The sequence below is a fragment of the Paraburkholderia sediminicola genome, assembly GCF_046030555.1.
GTDB lineage: Bacteria > Pseudomonadota > Gammaproteobacteria > Burkholderiales > Burkholderiaceae > Paraburkholderia > Paraburkholderia sediminicola_E.
Genome location: NZ_JAQQCH010000007.1, coordinates 85,544 through 102,641 on the forward strand (window position 1 = coordinate 85,544; position 17,098 = coordinate 102,641).

The 17,098-nt window shown below is 64.6% G+C and carries 9 protein-coding genes; 7 read left to right on the forward strand and 2 right to left on the reverse strand.

The window, feature by feature from the left end; genetic code table 11:
* Window positions 1–33 precede the first annotated feature (33 nt).
* Window positions 34–681, forward strand: a complete 648-nt coding sequence (locus PQQ52_RS12720) for an NAD(P)-dependent oxidoreductase (RefSeq protein WP_408211246.1) — start codon at window positions 34–36, stop codon at window positions 679–681.
* Window positions 682–876: 195 nt separating this feature from the next.
* The gene (locus PQQ52_RS12725) at window positions 877–3,489 is read left to right on the forward strand and encodes a mechanosensitive ion channel family protein (RefSeq protein WP_408211249.1); all 2,613 of its coding nucleotides are present in this window, start codon (window positions 877–879) and stop codon (window positions 3,487–3,489) included.
* Between the two features lie 18 nt (window positions 3,490–3,507).
* Here PQQ52_RS12725 and PQQ52_RS12730 read toward each other — a convergent pair whose 3' ends face one another.
* Window positions 3,508–4,152 (reverse strand): cysteine dioxygenase family protein, encoded by a 645-nt coding sequence (locus PQQ52_RS12730; RefSeq protein ID WP_408211251.1) that lies wholly within the window; start codon window positions 4,150–4,152, stop codon window positions 3,508–3,510.
* A gap of 138 nt (window positions 4,153–4,290) precedes the next feature.
* Between PQQ52_RS12730 and PQQ52_RS12735 the strand changes: the two genes are divergently transcribed.
* Both PQQ52_RS12735 and PQQ52_RS12740 read left to right on the forward strand, forming a co-directional pair.
* Window positions 4,291–4,773, forward strand: coding sequence for an Lrp/AsnC family transcriptional regulator (locus PQQ52_RS12735; RefSeq protein ID WP_325046440.1), 483 nt, complete (start codon window positions 4,291–4,293; stop codon window positions 4,771–4,773).
* Between the two features lie 86 nt (window positions 4,774–4,859).
* Complete coding sequence (locus PQQ52_RS12740; protein WP_408211254.1) at window positions 4,860–5,069, forward strand: hypothetical protein; 210 nt, start codon at window positions 4,860–4,862, stop codon at window positions 5,067–5,069.
* A gap of 145 nt (window positions 5,070–5,214) precedes the next feature.
* On the opposite strand, the gene PQQ52_RS12745 is transcribed toward PQQ52_RS12740, so the two are convergent.
* Window positions 5,215–7,713, reverse strand: coding sequence for an FUSC family protein (locus tag PQQ52_RS12745; protein WP_408211620.1), 2,499 nt, complete (start codon window positions 7,711–7,713; stop codon window positions 5,215–5,217).
* 234 nt (window positions 7,714–7,947) lie between these two features.
* Here PQQ52_RS12745 and recC point away from each other — a divergent pair, with 234 nt between their 5' ends.
* The 3 genes from recC to recD are packed head-to-tail and all read left to right on the forward strand — an operon-like array spanning window position 7,948 to window position 17,068.
* A complete protein-coding gene (gene recC / locus PQQ52_RS12750) occupies window positions 7,948–11,325 on the forward strand; it encodes an exodeoxyribonuclease V subunit gamma (protein ID WP_408211257.1) in 3,378 nt (1,125 codons plus the stop codon).
* A complete protein-coding gene (gene recB, locus PQQ52_RS12755) occupies window positions 11,322–15,014 on the forward strand; it encodes an exodeoxyribonuclease V subunit beta (RefSeq protein ID WP_408211260.1) in 3,693 nt (1,230 codons plus the stop codon). The genes recC and recB overlap by 4 nt, the downstream gene beginning before the upstream one ends.
* Entirely contained in the window at window positions 15,011–17,068 is a 2,058-nt protein-coding gene (gene recD, locus PQQ52_RS12760; RefSeq protein WP_408211263.1) for an exodeoxyribonuclease V subunit alpha, read from the forward strand. Before recB ends, recD begins: the two co-directional genes overlap by 4 nt.
* The last annotated feature ends 30 nt before the right edge of the window (window positions 17,069–17,098 follow it).

Here is a 17,098-nt window from a genome sequence, read left to right on the forward strand (position 1 = left end):
AGTTACATATAAGCTAATAACTGGAGTATCGAAATGAGCAAACAGTTGAAAATCGCGTTGTTTGGCGCCACTGGCACGATTGGTTCGCGGATCGCCACGGAAGCGGCTCGCCGCGGACATCAGGTCACGGCGCTGGCGCGCAATCCGGCGCGCGTGCCGGCGGATGTGGCGAATCTGAAAGCCGCGCAGGCCGACCTGCTCGACGCCGCGAGCGTTGGCGCCGCGGTGCGCGGGCATGATGTGGTGGCGAGCGCTTATGCGCCGCCGCAAGACGATCTCGCGGCGCTGACCAAGGCGACCCATGCGCTTGTCGACGGCGTACGCGCAGCGGGCCTCAAGCGCCTCGTGGTGGTGGGTGGCGCAGGTTCGCTCGAAGTGGCGCCGGGCAAGCAACTGGTCGATACGGACGGGTTCCCGGATGCCTACAAACCGATCGCACTGGCCCACCGCGACGCATTCGATTACTACCGCGGCGTCACCGATCTCGACTGGACTGTCTTCGCACCGGCCGCGCTGATCGCCCCGGGCGAGCGCACCGACACGTTCCGCACGGGCGCAAACACGCTTCTGACCGACGCCGAGGGCAATAGCCGCATTTCCGCGGAAGACTATGCGATTGCCTTCGTCGATGAACTGGAGCAGGGTCGTTTTGTCCGTCAGCTCGCGACGGTGGCTTATTGAGCCTCGGAGCGGGTTCGCGCGCGGCTCGCGCCCCGCGTGGCCCGTTGCGTGCGTCGTAGCGGTCGTTCGAGGGGATGACGGTGACCCGCCAATCCTCGAATTCAGGCAAGCATCCTAACAATCGGTTACGCATGTTCGGTTGCTGGCGGTAAAACTGCGGCTACACTGGCGTCTCCCGTTTTCTCACGGATCGCCATGCAGTCATGCCCGTTGCGGCGTGAGTCCGGGGCCGCGCTGGCCAACGGCGGCCAACCGGCGACTCACGCCGACTTTCATTTTTCGTCCAGTCATGCCGGATGTCGCATTCAGCGCGGCGTTCGCATTCATATCACGGCGTGGTTCGGCGCATGGGCGGCCACGCTCTGCCTCGCGCTGATCCTCGGCATTGGATGGATGCCCGCGACTGCCCAGGCTGCCGGCACCGGCACGCCGGTCATTCCGGCATTGCAGAGCCTGATCAATAGCGCGACGGCGACGCCTGCGTCTGCCGCCTCGGCCGCTTCTGCCGCGGAAGCGGCCTCCGCGCCGTCACCCGCGAGCCAGGCGGAACTGGCACGCTCGCTCGACAGCGTGATCGCCACGCTCGACAACGACCGGCAGCGCACGGCGCTCGTCGCCCAACTCAAAAAGCTGCGCGAAGTCTCGCAAAACGTCGCGCCGCCCGCGCCCGCGCAACCGAGTCCTGGCTTGCTCGGCGCGATCGCGTCAGGCATCGCGTCGTTCGAATCCGATGTGCATCAGGGCCGCACGCCGGTGCGCTATTGGGGTGGGCGCTTCAATGCGGCCGCCAACGAGCTTTACACGATCGTGTCGGGTCAGGGGAAAGAGAGCTTCGGTCGCGTCGTCTTTTCGATGATTGCCATGCTGGCCGGCTGGGGCGCCTGCGCCGGCGCGCTGATTTACGTGCAACACCGGCTATACCGGCGCTTCGGTATTCTCATGGGACTCAATCCGAATCCCAGTACGCGCGAGCTGCTGATCTTCGCGCTGCGCCGCGTCGGCCCGTGGATCGTGGCCTTTCTCGCGGCGCTGCTGTTCGTGCGCGCCATGCCCGATGCGCTCGGCCGCACGCTCGGCATGGTGGTCGCTTACGCGATCGTCGCGGGCGCGGTGTTTTCGGCGATCTGTCTGATCATGTTTTCGCTGTTCGGCTCGGGGCATCGGCGGGTTGCGGTGCGCCTGCTGATCGATCACGCGCGGCGCGTGCTGTTCGTGGTGGGCGTATGCGCCGCGCTTGGCGATGCGGCCGTCAACTATGACGTCGCGCATCAACTCGGATCGAATCTCGCGGCCCTGATTTCGACGGCCGCCAACATGACGGCCGCCGTGCTTACCGGCTATTTCGCGCTGGCATTCCGCCGGCCGGTCGCGCATCTGATTCGCAACCGGCCTTACGAGCAGCGCCACGATCACAGGGCCGCGACCGACGCGTTTGACGTGCTCGCTTCGCTCTGGCACGTGCCGGTGCTGGTGCTCGCCGCCGCGTCGGTGGTGGCCACGCTCGGCGGCTCGGGCTCCAGCGAAAACGTGCTGCAGATTTCGGTGGTGACCGCACTCCTGCTGGTGTTTGCATTCTTCCTGTCGGCCATCGTGCTGCGCGTGACGCGCCCGCGCAGCCCGCGTGCCCGCCGCCGCTCGCCGTATCTGACGCGCTTGCTGCGCTTTTGCGGGACGCTGCTGACGCTTTTCATCTGGCTGTTCTTCTTCGAACTGGCGGCCCGTTTGTGGGGTGTGTCGCTCGCTGAAGTCGTCGAGGAAAACGTTGCAGCGCGTGGGATTGCGCATGCGGTGACAGCGATCATCGCGACGGTGTTCATTTCGTGGCTGCTGTGGATTCTGGTCGACACCGCGATTACCGAGGCCGTCAATCCGGGCGGTCCGCGCAACAAGTCGCGCAATCCCAGCATGCGGGCGCGCACGATGCTGCCGCTGCTGCGCAACGTGCTGCTGGTGACGATCATGACGATTGCCGGCATCGTCACGGCGGCGAATCTGGGTATCAATGTGACGCCGCTGCTGGCAGGCGCCGGTGTGATCGGCCTCGCGATCGGTTTCGGCGCGCAGTCGCTCGTGACCGACCTGATCACGGGCCTGTTCATCATCATCGAAGATACGATTTCGGTGGGCGACTGGATCGATGTGGACGGTGGTCACGCGGGCACCGTCGAGCATCTGTCGATCCGTACCGTCCGCTTGCGCGATGGGCAAGGCGCGATTCACGCGATTCCGTTCTCGCAGATCAAGATCGTCAAGAATCTTTCGCGCGACTTCGCCTATGCGGTGTTCGAAGTGCGGATGTCGTTCTCGACCGATGTCGATCAGATCACGCAACTGATTCGCGAAGTCGGCGCCGACTTGATGGCCGACTTCCGCTATCGCCGCGAAATGCTCGGACCGATCGAGGTGTGGGGGCTCGACCGTTTCGATCCGAACTGGATGGTCGTGAAAGGACAGATCAAGACGCGGCCGTTGCAGCAATGGAGCGTGGCGCGCGCCTTCAATTTGAGGCTTAAACGCAAGATGGACGAAGCCGGTATTGAGATTCCGGTGCCGCAGATGCGTGTGTACACGTCGTCGAAGGATAGCGAAGGACAGCCTTTGCAGGACGATGAAATGGCAGGAATCGGGCCGCATGTGCATGGGCACGCGCATGTTGAGACAGCGGCTTCGACGCGGGCCGCGCACGCTGCCGCGGCGGTGGCGCGCGATGTGTCGCACGAACCGCGTCCCGCGCCGCCGCCGACCGGCCAGACTGCGCCGATTCCACCGCAGATTCCGACGGCAGGTGAGGCGGGCGGCAAAAGCTGATTGCGCTACATGCGGGTTTCAGACGAGCGCGGGTGTTTCGGCCGTGCGCACGATGTCGTTGACGTGCGTGGCGATCTGCGCACCCGCGACACCGTAAATGTGCAGCGACACAGCGGGCGCGTCGCTGCAGTTTCCTAGCCGGTGAATGCCACCTCTGCCGCCGCGCACAAACGATACGGCGCCGGTATTGCGCGCTTGTGTGCGGGTGGCGCTTGCACAGTGCCGTGCGCCATTCCATTCGAAGACTGTTTCGCTCAGCGTGCCGTCGAGCACTGCGTAGCCGCACCACGTGTGATGCGCATGCACCGGACTCGCCTGCTGCGGCTGCCACACGAGCGCAGCGATTGCATAGCGACCTTGCGGATCGGCGGCTAGCAGATGACGGCGGTAATGTTCAGCGGAGCCTTCGCGTTGCGCCGGTGTGAGCAACCCGGGATTCGCCGCGGCTTCGGCTAGCGCGATGCGCATGCTGCGCGCGAAGAAGGTCGAATCCGACGGTTCGGGGAATTTCACACAGGCTTCGAACATCGCGTCGAGCGCGTCGCACAGATGCGCGAGCGGCGCGCTGTGGCGCGCGCGCGAGGGTGCTTCACTCGCTCCGGCAAACTGTGCGGCGTTGGCAGAGGAACGGGGGACGGGGGCTGAACGGAGGTCTTGGCTCATGATCGCGGAGCAGCGCTATGGCTGCTTATCGGCTATTTTTGGATAGACATATTTATACCTGTTTGCCTGGAGAAAGAGTTTCCATATAATTCCCCCTGGAGTCTTAAAAGTAGAATAATTTCCTATAGAGGTGTGATGATGGGAATGGATATCATCGATCGGAAGCTGCTGGAGCTGTTGCAGGAAGACGCAACCATGCCGATCGCCGAGCTGGCGCAGCGCGTGAATCTGTCGCAAACGCCCTGCTGGAAGCGGCTGCAGCGCCTGAAAGAGACAGGCGTAATTCGGGCTCAGGTGGCACTGTGCGATGCGCGCAAACTCGGCGTGGGCACGACCGTGTTTGTCGCGGTGCGCACGAACCAGCACACCGAGGCCTGGGCGCAGACTTTTACGCGTGCGGTGCAGGCGATTCCGGAGGTGGTGGAGGTGTACCGGATGAGCGGTGAAACCGATTACCTGCTGCGCGTGGTGGTGTCCGATATCGACGACTACGATCGTGTCTACAAGCTATTGATCGCCGCCGTGCCGCTGTATGACGTGAGTTCGAGTTTTGCGATGGAGCAGATCAAGTATTCGACGGCGCTGCCGGTGCGGCCTTCGGCGGTGGTGGAGGGGCGCTGACTGCAAGCCGTGTGCAAGCTCAGTGGGCGTAGAATGCCGCCTTCCCAGACACTATTCGCGACTGCCTCGCGAACCGAGCCCGCCTCATGAACAAACCGCCGCGCAAGAAGAACCCGACCTTTGGCATTGCTATTTTCATCGTGGTCGCGGTAATGCTGGTGATCGCCACGCTCTTCTATAACGCCATCACGGAGAAGCGCGATTTCGACCGCCAGAACGCGCCGGCACCGACTATTTCATCGGACGCAGCGGCCGCGGCAACGGTAGCGAAGCCCGCAAGCGCCACCGCGCAATAAGACAACCCGATTGATCGATGGTCCGGCGTCGCGCCTGATTTCGCGGCGACGCCTGGCGCAACGTTGATAGCTGGCGTGCACAGAACGCTAGCTGCAATCGCGCCGCACACGACGGGCCCGGTCCCTTTGCGCGGCCCTCGACGTTTCACTCTTCCGGCAGGCGAATCATGCTCGCATCCTTGCGAATCAGTGCCGACGCCGTCAGCATCTGCTTGCACTGATGGGCGAGCAATTTCATGTCGTGCACGGCATCCGCCGAGTGGTCCGGCGACTTCTCCGTCTCGACCACCATCGCATCCAGCTCACGCGCCAATTGTTTGACCTGCTCGCCCTGATCAGCGGCAGGCGCGCTACCCGCTTCGGCTTCGGTCAGATTGTCGCGGATCGCGCTCAGAGCGCGTTGCAAGGGCTGTAGTGACACGCTGTCTGCCTGCTGCGCGGAGGTGCGCAGCAAGGGCGCGGCCACCGTGATCTGCGAGGCGAGCACGTGGCTGCGTACCAGCAGGTCGTTCAATTCCGGCACGAACTTCTGCGCGGACTTCGGCTCGAGCATCATGCGCTGGAAGGCCTGGCCCAGATTGGCGAACGCCACGTGCACGTTCTTGCGCGCGAGCCGGTAGCGATAATCGCGATCGAGCGCCGTGGCAGCGGCTACGGCGGCAGGGGACGCACCACCGGTCGGCTTGGCGGTCGCGTTGCTTACCGTGGCGGTGCCGGTGCTGCTTGCGCCAACGGTTGCACCGGCGCTTGCATCAGCAGTCCCGCCAGCGTTTGCGCCAACTTTGGACGCAGCGTTGCCGCCCGCATTCGCTCCGGCGCTGGCCGCCGCGAGCGCTGGCCTCGCGAATTCGATCGCCGGATCAGCCATCGCCGCAGCGGGTGCGAATGCACCGGCTTCAGTTACCGTAGCGGCAACCGCGGCGGCCGGTTTGCCGCTCCACCACCAGCTCGCTTCCAGATACTGCCGCGTCGCATTGATCATGTTGTTGACGAGCTTGCCCATCAACCGGTATTCCCAGTAGGGGAACAGGTGGCTCGCCGCAATCGCAATCGCGCAGCCCACCACGGTGTCGATTGCGCGTTCGCCGATGATGCGCATGCTGCCCGGCGCGAGCAGATGGAACATGAGCAGCACATACGAGGACGTGAACACCACGCTCGCCGTGTAATTGAACAGCAACAGGCTGTAGCTCATCACCATCGACGCGAACATCACCACCATCAGGATGTGCGGCTCCTTGACGAAGATCATCAACGCGATGCTCGCCGCACAGCCGATCAGCGTACCGATTATCCGCTGCCCATTGCGCTGCTTGGTCAGCGAATAGCCGGGTTTCAGGATGATGACGGTGGTCATCACGATCCAGTATGCGTTGGTGAGCGGCAGCAGGCGGCCGAGCCAGAAACCCACGGCGACAGCAATCGTCACGCGCAGCGCGTGGCGAAAGCTCGGCGAGGCCATCGTCAGATTCGAGAAGATCTGCCCGAACGGCACGCGGCGGCTCGATACGAAGCGGGAAAGCGCCTGGTCGAGGCGCAGTTCGGTCTCGGTCGCGCTGGGATCGCTCGACAGGCTCTTGCGCATCTTGTCGATCAGGCGCGTGGCGCTCCAGATGCGCCGGAACGTGGACGATATCGCCGAATAAGCCTCGGGGTTTTTGGCCGCCAGGTCCTGCTTGCGCATCAGTTCGATCTCGAACTCGATGGCGCGCAGTTCGGCTTTTACATTCACGCGGATACGCGGCGGCTGGTTTTGCAATACCGCGAGTCCAATTTCTTCGAGATCGGCTGCGGATTTGCGAATCAGATCGCGGTAAAACACCAGCAGGTCAGACCCGCCGAACGTGGTGCGTACCAGCGAGTAATCGACATGCGTGCCGACAAACAGTTCGTGCAGATCGACGGTATTGATGAACAGATTGAACAGCATCGCCCGGCGCGGTTCGAGGCGGCCGGCTTTCAGCTTGGGCAGATTGCGCAGCACGATATCGCGCGCGGCATCCTGACGTTCGACCGCGGTAATCTGCTTGTCGACCAGATTGCGATAGCACTCGTCGAGATCGTTATCGAGATCGTAGAAGGCGGCGCGCGCGAGCAGATAGTCCGCGCACGCGAACACGCTTTCGGCGAGCGCCTGCTGTTCGATGCGATGCATCATCCAGCGGCTCACGAAGGTCGACCAGTACGTGTACCAGAGACCGCCCACCAGAATCCACGACGCATTGATGAGCGCCTGCATCGGCGTGAAATGCTCTTCCAGCGTCATGATCATCATGAACAGCGTGGCGAAGCTGATCTGCGGCCAGCGGTTGCCATACACGACGATCAACGAGAGCACGAAGGTGAGCGGCACGACCGTACACCACAGCGCCACCGGGTTGACAGTGGCAAGACCGGTGGCGAGCGCGGACAGGAAGCCGATCACCGTGCACGCCAGCATCTCGTTGTGCTTGTACTTGAGCGGGCCCGGCATATCGACCACACATGCGCCGAGTGCGCCAGTCGCGATCGTGAAGCCGAGTTCGCGATCGTGAAATACGATCAAACACAATATGGCCGGTAACGACACGCCGACTGCGATGCGCAGGCCGCCATAGAAGTACTGGCTGTAGAGGAATTTTTTTATTTCAACCGAATAGCGCATCGACTGCCTGGATTCCATTCACTGAGAAAACGCGGTTGAATAGGTCGACCCGGCCTGACCCCGGCGCCGACTCGGGGCAGACCCAAACTGCCGTCGAGTCTAACTGATTTTGTGCTTGATCTGACCTCGTCCGTTTGGCCAGGCTCTGCCCTGGGAGCGCGTTTGTTATGCTGTCGCTTCAATGTCTGTCGCGGCTCGGGCGTTCCGCTCGCGTCGCATGCTTTTCCGGGATCCATGCTCCAACTCTTCTACTCGAACCGCTACGAAACCCTTGTCGGCGCGCTGCTCGACGACCTGGCGCAAGCGCCGTCCGATCCCTGGACCGCGCAGCCCGTGATCGTCCCGAGCGCGGCGGTGAGGCGCCGGCTCGAGCTCGACATCGCGGCGCGCCAGGGCATCTGCGCGAATGTCAATTTTGGTTATCTCGCGCAGTGGCTGTGGGCGCAAATCGGCGGCGTGATCGAGGTACCCAAGCATTCGCCGTTCGCGCCGGACCGGCTTGTCTGGCGCTGCTACCGGCTGCTGGGAGAGGCGGATGAAGCACTGCCGTGGAATGCCTCGCCGCGTCTGCGTACCTATCTCGACGCGGCGGATGCGTCGATGCGCTACGAATTGGCGCGCCGCGTGGCCACCGTCCTCGACCACTATCTGACCTATCGCCCGGAATGGCTGCTGCAATGGCAAAAGGGCGGTTCGATTTTCGCGAGCGGCGCGGCGGACGACAACGGTCCACGTCTCGTCGGCGCAAGCGTTGCGGCGCGTGAGGACGAGCGTTGGCAAGCCGCACTGTGGCGTGCCGTGCTTGCCGAAGTGGCGGGCGACGCGCAAACGCCCGCCGCCGCTTTGCCACCCGCTTATCGCTTTCTTGAGGAAATCGGCGAGCTCGATCTCGAAGCCATCTCGAATGCGCAGTGGCCAGAAGCGGTGAGCGTGTTCGCATTGCCGACCATGCCACCGCTGCACGTCGCTTTGCTGCGCGCGCTTTCACGCTGGGTCGACGTGCGTCTGTATGTGATGAACCCATGCCGCGAGTTCTGGTTCGACGTTGTCAGCGCGGGCCGCGTCGAAGCGCTCGATGTCGCAGGCCAGTTCGACTACCAGGAAGTGGGTCATCCGTTGCTGGCCGAGTGGGGTCGCCAGACCCAGGCGCAACTGCACATGCTGCACGAGCTGACCGAGAGTGCAGCATCCGGCGAGACGGGCGACTTCACCGAGAATCCGGAACCGAGCTGGCTCGCCGCCGTGCAGAACGGCATCCTCGATCTGCGGGCCGAGACGGACACGGACGAACTGCCGATCGAGAACGGCATTGAAGTCCACGTGTGCCATAGCCTGTCGCGGCAGCTCGAAGTGCTGCATGACCGCCTGCTCGGCTGGTTCGATGAGTTCGACGATCTGCAGCCATCCGACGTGCTGGTTGCCGTGTCCGACCTTGCGGCTGCCGGGCCATTGATCGACGCGGTGTTCGGCACCGCGCCCCCAGGCGACACTCGCCGCATTCCGTATCGGATCACCGGTTTGCCGCCCTCGCAGGCCAATCCGGTCGCGCGATTGCTGTTGGATTGGCTGGCGTTGCCTGAGCGCAGTGTGGGTGCGCCGGATCTGATCGAATGGCTGCGGGTCGATGCGATTGCTGAGCGTTACGGGATCGATGCAAGCGCCCTCGAAGCCGCGCAGGAATGGCTCGCGGCAGCCGGCGCGCGGCGGGGGCTTGTGCCGGACGAGCCGACGGGCGAACACGTACCTGTCGCGCGTCATACGTTCGCCGATGCGCTGACCCGTCTGTACCTCGGCTACGCGATGCCGGACGGCGGCGAGCCGGTCGATGCCTGGTTACCCGTTGAAGGCGCCGATGGTTCGGACGCTGAGCTTCTCGGCCGCCTGTCGCGTTTCGTCGACGATATCGAGACCTTCGCACAGCGCTGCGCGGTCGAGCAGACACCCGCCGAATGGGCGCAACTGCTGCTCGAAACGCTCGCGCAGTGTTTCGACGGCGGCGTGGCGTTTGCCGACTCGCTGGCGGCGGTGCGCGACGCCATCGACAAGATGGGTGACGCGATGCAGGCCGGCGCGCAAGACGTCGTACTGCCGGCCGCCGTGGTGCGCGGCGCGCTCACCGAGGCGCTCGACGACCCGGCGCGCGGCGGCGTGCCCTGGGGGAGCGTGACGTTTTCGTCGCTGACCAGTCTGCGCGGTTTGCCGTATCGCATCGTCTGCCTGCTCGGCATGGACGACGGCGTGCTGCCGAGTCTCGCCCGCGCCGATGAATTCGACCTGATGGCCGCGTTCGGTAAAGCAGGTGACCGGCAGCGCCGCGACGACGAACGCAATCTGTTCCTCGATCTGCTGCTGGCTGCGCGCGACCGGCTGTTTATCGCCTATACGGGCCGCAGCATTCGCGACAATGCGCCGTTGCCGCCGGCCGCGCTGGTCGACGAATTGCTCGATCACCTCGCGCAAGTGTCGGCGGGGGAAGGGGCGAGTCCCGCGGAGGTCGAAGCCGCGCGGCATGCCTTCATCATCGATCACCCGTTGCAGGCGTTTGCGTCGGACTATTTCTCGTCGCAGCGTGGCCTCTTCACGTATGACAGGGATCGTGCGGAACTGGCCAGTTTGCTGGCCGCGCCGCAGCATCCGGCCGCCGCGCCATTCTTCGATCAACCATTGCCCGCGGAAGATACGGCGTCTGTTGCTTTCGACGAATTTGTGCGCTTCTGGCGCCATCCGGCGCGTGCATTGTTGCGTGACCGCCTGGGTATCGTCTTGTCGGATGCGCAGGGCGAATTGCTCGATACTGAGCCGTTCGAACTCGATTGGGCAGGCCGCGATGCCTTGGCGGAGCGGCTCCTGCCGGTACTGTTGAATAGCGATACCGAAGACGACGACGGCATGTCCGATCGCGTGCGCCGTGTTGCCGCGGCCAGTCCCGAGCTGCCGGGCGGCGCGACCGGCGCGGTATGGCGCTCGCGCGAACTCGGTGCGCTGCGCCAACTCGCCGACAGCGTGCGCCGCGAAGTCGCGTCGGGTGTCGAGCGTTTGCCGTTCGTGCTCGATATCGTGCCGCGCTGGCCCGATCGCGCCGACATCGCCGATGCGCTCTTCGGCCCCCATGATGCGACGCTCCGCAAAGCGGCCGAAACACCGCTGCAACTGCACGGCACCTTGAATTTGCTGACCGGAACAGGACAGGTGATTTTCCGCTACGCCAAGCCTACTGCGCGCGACTATCTGTCGGCGTGGCTTGCGCATCTGGTCTATTGCGCGGCGCAGCCAAATGGCCCACGCCGCACGGTTTGGCATGGTAGCGGGGAGAGCTTTGAGCTCACGCCGGTCGCCGCGCCACTCGATGAACTGGCGCCGCTTGCCGCGTTGTTCAGAGCAGGGCGCATGCTGCCGCTGCGCTTTTTCCCGAAGAGCGCGTGGGTGAAGGTCAGCGAGAGCGATTCCGCGGCGTTGGGCGTGTGGATCAATGACCGTGTGCGCGGCGAGTCCGACGACCCCGCCTTGCGCATCGCGCTGCGCGGCACGCCGCTTACGCTCGACGAACCGTTCGGCAGTCTTGCCTCGATCGTTTTCAAACCGCTCGTGCAGCATCTTCGGAGCGCATCATGAGCGGCGCCGTTCACCATCACGCGCTGGTCGCGCAAGAGCTCGACGTCTTCGCGTGTTCGCTCGACGGCGTCAATCAGATCGAGGCATCGGCCGGAACCGGCAAGACCTGGAACATCTGCGCGTTGTACGTGCGACTGCTGCTCGAAAAGAACCTGAACGCCGATCAGATTCTTGTCGTGACCTTTACAAAGGCGGCGACTGCGGAGTTGCACGAGCGGATCCGCGGGCGGCTCGCGGAACTGGATCGGGCTATCGATACGGACGACGACGGCGGCGACCCGTTTATCCAGCGTCTCTTTAAAACGACGCTGGCGCCGGAGCGTGGCATCGATCGCGAGACAGCGTTGAAGGTCGTACGCCGCGCACTGCGTACGTTCGACCAGGCCGCGATTCACACCATTCACGCGTTCTGTCAGCGTGCGTTGCAGGAAGCGCCGTTCGCCGCAGCCATGCCGTTCGCATTCGAAATGGAGGCCGACGACGCAGCCTTGCGTTTCGAAATGGCGGCCGATTTCTGGCGCGAGCAAGTGGAACCGGTGGCCTACGCGCATCCTGCTTTCGCCGCATGGCTGGTGGCCAAACGTGCCGGTCCCGCGTCGCTCGATGAGCAACTCGCGCGGCGGTTGAAGAAGCCGTTGGCGCAGTTGCGCTGGGGCAAGGTCGATACAAGTGGAAACCATGCCGATCCGCAGGCGGGTTTCGACGCTGCCCGCGCAGTCTGGCAGGCGGAGCGCGACGGGATCGTGAGTCTGCTTGGACAAGCGCAAGACCGTCTGAGCAAGACCTCGCACAAACCTGATCTCGTGAGCGCCGCGATCGCCGCGTGGACCGACTACTTCGCTCAAGGCGACTACCATGCGCCGCCGCCAAAGGCTGCCTTGAAATTGACGGCCTCGGCGTTGAAAAAAGCCACCAAGGTCAAGTTGGAACCGCCCGAGCATCCGTTCTTCGAGCACGCAGAAGCGCTGGCTGCAGCCGTGATCGCGGCCGAAGCCGCGAAACGTGCGCGCTGGCTCTCGCTCGTAGAAACCTGGCTCGACTATGCACCCGCCGAGCTGGTGGCGCGCAAACGCACTCGCCGCGTGGTGTCATTCGACGATCTGCTCTCCAACCTGTATCGTGCGCTCGCTGCCAACCCCTGGCTCGCCGATGCTCTGCGCACGCGTTATCCCGCCGCGCTGATCGACGAGTTTCAGGACACCGATCCGTTGCAGTTCGCGATCTTCAGCCGCATCTTCGCGCCAACCGGCCCGCTGTTTCTGGTCGGCGATCCGAAGCAGGCGATCTACAGCTTCCGCGCGGCGGATCTGCACACCTACCTGGCGGCGCGCGCGGCGGCGTCGGCGTGTTATACGCTCGCGGTCAATCAGCGTTCGACCGCACCGATTGTCGAGGCCTGCAACCGGCTGTTCGAAGCCAATCCACAGGCGTTCGTGCTCGACGGTCTCGGCTATCAGCCGGTGCGGGCCGGCGAGCGCCGTCGTCCGGTTTTTTGCGAACCCGATGCGAACGCGGGCGATTTCCGTATCTGGACCTTGCCGCAAGGCGATGCCGCGTTGACCAAACGCGAAGCGCAGCGCGCGGCGAGCGAAGCCTGCGCCGCCGAGATCGTGCGGCTCCTGCGCGGTGCGCGCGAGGGGGCGGTGACCATCGGCGACGCACCGCTCGCCCCGGGCAATATCGCGGTGCTCGTGCAAACGCATAAGCAGGGCAGTCTGATCAAGCGCGTGCTGGCGTCGTGGGGCGTGGGCAGCGTGGAACTGGCGCAGGCCTCGGTGTTCGCGACGCTCGACGCCGAGCAGATCGAACGCGTGCTGGCTGCGGTCGATACGCCGGGCGATCTGCGCCGTTTGCGCGCCGCGCTCGCCACCGATTGGCTCGGTATGGACGCTGCCGCGCTGTGGCGCCTCGAGCAGGTCGCCGACGCGCCGGCCCCGGCCGACGATCCCGCGCATGCCGCCGATGCGATGGGGTGGGTCGAACGTTTCTCACGCTATCGCACGCTATGGCACGAGCGCGGCTTCGCCTTGATGTGGCGCACGCTGATGCGCGAGCTGCGAGTCGCACAGCGGCTGGTGGCCGGACCGGACGGCGAGCGTCGTCTGACGAACGTGAATCATCTGGCTGAACTTGTGCAGGCGCGTGCCGCCACGCAACCAGGCATCGCACCGACTTTGCGCTGGCTCGCCGCGCAGCGCGCGCAAGGTGGTGGCGAAGACGCGCAGTTGCGGCTCGAGTCGGATCGCAACCTCGTGCAGATCGTCACGGTCCACAAATCGAAAGGGTTGGAATACGCAGTCGTGTTCTGTCCGTTTCTGAACGACGGTGCGCTGCGCGAGCCGCCATCCTCCGGCTTGCCCGATGCGCGCGAGTACCACGACGAAACGGGCGACGCAGTGCTGCATTACGGTTGCGATGACGAAGAAGCCGAGCGCGCATCACGTTACGCGGTGCGCGAACAGGCGGCGGAGCGGGCACGGCTCGTCTATGTGGCGCTGACGCGTGCGGTGTACCGCTGCTATCTGGTCGCCGGCACCTATCTTTCGTCGCGTTCCACCAAGGAGTCGCGCCGCAGTGTGCTGAACTGGCTGGTGGGTGGCAGCGGTCACAGTTTCGACGACTGGCTCACCGACCCACCCGACGAAGCCGCCTTGTCCGAGCGCTGGCGCGCGCTGGCGGGCGGCCCAATCACGTTGCAGGCGTTGCCGAAGGTGGAGCGGCGTGTGCCGCTGGAAAGCCTCCAGGACAGCGGCGCGCAGATGCAGGCGCGCGCCAATCGGCGGCCGTTGCGCGATCAGTGGCGTATGGCGAGTTTCAGTGGCCTGATCGCCGCCGGCAGCAAAGCCGAGGAAGCGCATACGCCGGTTGAAGAAGTGCGCCCCGATCACGATGAGATCGCCGATGTGGTCGCGCCTGCGCTGTTACCGGTGCCGCAAGCACCGTCCCATGCTGAGGACGACATTCTCGCGTTTCCACGCGGCGCGGCGGCGGGCGACTGTCTGCATCGCATGTTCGAACTCGCGGATTTCACCGATCCGCATACGTGGCCGGATGCCATCCGGGGCGCGCTGCGCGAGCGCCCGGCGCCGGCTGTGCCCGAACTCGCGGCACGTTTGCCCGCCATGATGCATAAGCTGATCGCGGACGTCGTGACGACCGAGCTCGTGCCCGGCATGGCGCTCGCCGGCCTGAATCCGCGGCGGCGTCTGAACGAACTTGAATTTCTGTTTGCTGCGCCTTCGCTCGATTTTCCGGCGTTGCGCGCGTTGCTGATCGAACACGGCTATCCCGACGTTGCGTTGGAAGCGGGCGTGTTGCGCGGTTTCGTCAAAGGATTTATCGACATGATCGTCGAGCACGACGGGCGTTTCTGGATCGTCGACTGGAAATCGAACCATCTGGGCGATATCGCTGCGGACTATGCCGCGGCGCCCCTCGAAGCGGCTATGGCGAGCCACGCGTATCACCTGCAGGCGCTGCTCTATACGGTAGCGCTGCATCGCTATCTGAAAACGCGTGTGCGCGATTATGCGTACGACACGCACATCGGCGGCTATCTCTATCTGTTCGTGCGGGGTGTGCGTCCGCAGTGGCGTGATACCGACGGAGCGGCCGGCGTGCACATGCGGCGGCCTCCATTTGAACTGGTGGCGCTGCTTGACGCGGCGATGATCGGAGGTGTTGCATGAGCACATTCGAGCGAATATCGTCCGCACCGCCGGAGCTCGACGACATCGGGGTGAATTTGCCGGCGCCGGCCGATTTCAGCACGGCGCTTGCCGAAGGATTCGCGCGCCGCATCGCTACACTGGCGCGGCGCGGCGGCGCGTCAGGCGAGGCGGTGAAGTGGGCGGCGCGGGCCGCCTTTGCCGCGAGCCGCGCAACGGCCGAAGGGCATGTGTGCTTGCCACTGGCCGTGCTGGCGCGCCGTTTCGATGCGTCGAGCGCGGAAGTGCGCGCGGCGCTGTTCGCAAGCGGCATGGCTAGCGACGGCTCGCAAAGCGCGGCGGCGTTGCGGCCGCTTGTGATCGACGGGCAAGGGCGGCTGTATCTGGCGCGTTACTACGACTACGAGCGGCGCCTCGCGCGCTCGCTGGTTGCGCATGCGGGTGGGAGCTCCGGCCCGGGTGGATCTTCAGAGACACAGACAGATGCCGGCGAGGGTGGCAACGCCAACGCCAACGCCAACGCCAACGCCAACGCCAACGCCAACGCCAACGCCAACGCCAACGCCAACGCCCAAACCCTACACGAGCGTCTGCTGCGCTACTTCGGCCCACCGCAGGACGACGATATCGACTGGCAACGTGTCGCGGCAGTCATGGCGCTGTCCGGACGTTTGACCATCGTCAGCGGCGGCCCGGGCACCGGCAAGACCACGACGGTGGTCGGTGTGCTCGCCTGTTTGCTGGATGCGCGGGCCGATCTACGGATTGCATTGGCGGCGCCCACCGGCAAAGCCGCACAACGGATGCAGGAAGCCCTGCTTGCACGTGCCGGCGATTTGCCGCCCGAACTCGCTGCGCGCTTGCCGCAGACGTCGTACACCTTGCATCGGCTGCTGGGTTCCGGGCCGGGCGGGCGCTTCCGGCATCATCGCGACAACCCGCTGCCTTATGACGTCGTCGTGATCGACGAGGCGTCGATGATCGACGTTGCGATGGCGGCGCATCTGCTCGATGCCATTGCGCCGCAGACACGTCTCGTGATGCTGGGTGACAAGGACCAACTCGCCGCCGTCGAGGCCGGTGCGGTGTTCGCCGAGCTCAGCGCGCGACCGGCTTTCACACCAGGCGGACTGCAGCGGATCGCGGGGGGGTTAGGCATTGAAGCGGCGCGGTTGTCGCAAGCATTGCCCGGTGCATCGAGCGGCTTCGACGAAGGGCCATCGCCGGCTCAAAACCCGCTCGCCGACTGCGTCGTCTGGCTCGAGCGTAACTATCGATTCGGCCTCGAATCGCCGATCGGCCGCTTGTCGCTCGCGATTCGCAACGGTGCGGCCGGCGTAGCGCTCGAAGCGTTGCGCATCGACCCTGCTGAACCTTGCGCAGCGGCGCTGTATGAAGACACGCATGCGACGCTCACCGATCGCACAGTCGCGCGTCTTGCCGCAGGTTTTGCAGCGTACGCGGATGCGCTTACTGAAGCGCTAAGCACCGATGCACCGGATCCATTGCCGCTCTTCGATGCACTGAACGGTTTTCGAATTCTGTGCGCGACGCGCTCGGGGCCGCGCGGCGTCGATCAGGTGAATGCCGCAATGGCCGCGCAGGTGCGGCGCTCGGCGGGCGTGACGCTGGCTGTCGGCGCGCAGTGGTTTGCCGGTCGTCCGGTGATGGTCACGCGCAACGATTACGCGCTCGGTCTGTTCAATGGCGACATCGGTATTGCGCTGCCAGGTGCGGGGGGCGCGTTGCGCGTGTATTTCCGTACGGGCGACGGCGGTTTGCGTGCCGTATCGCCTGCGGCGCTGCCGCCGCACGATACGGCGTTCGCGCTCACGGTTCACAAGTCGCAAGGTTCGGAGTTCGAGCACGCGGTGTTGATGTTGCCGTCGGTGTTCAGCCGCGTGTTGTCGCGTGAACTTGTGTACACGGCAATTACCCGCGCACGTGAGCGGGTGGAGGTGATCGGCGCGCGCGCCGTGCTGACACAGGCCATTGCGACGCCGACCCAGCGCGACTCGGGCCTGGCCGCGCGGATCGCCGAGGCGTATCGCGTCGCCGGGTTTGCGGCGGCGTGACACGTCGCCTATGTATGGCGTCAGGTATGG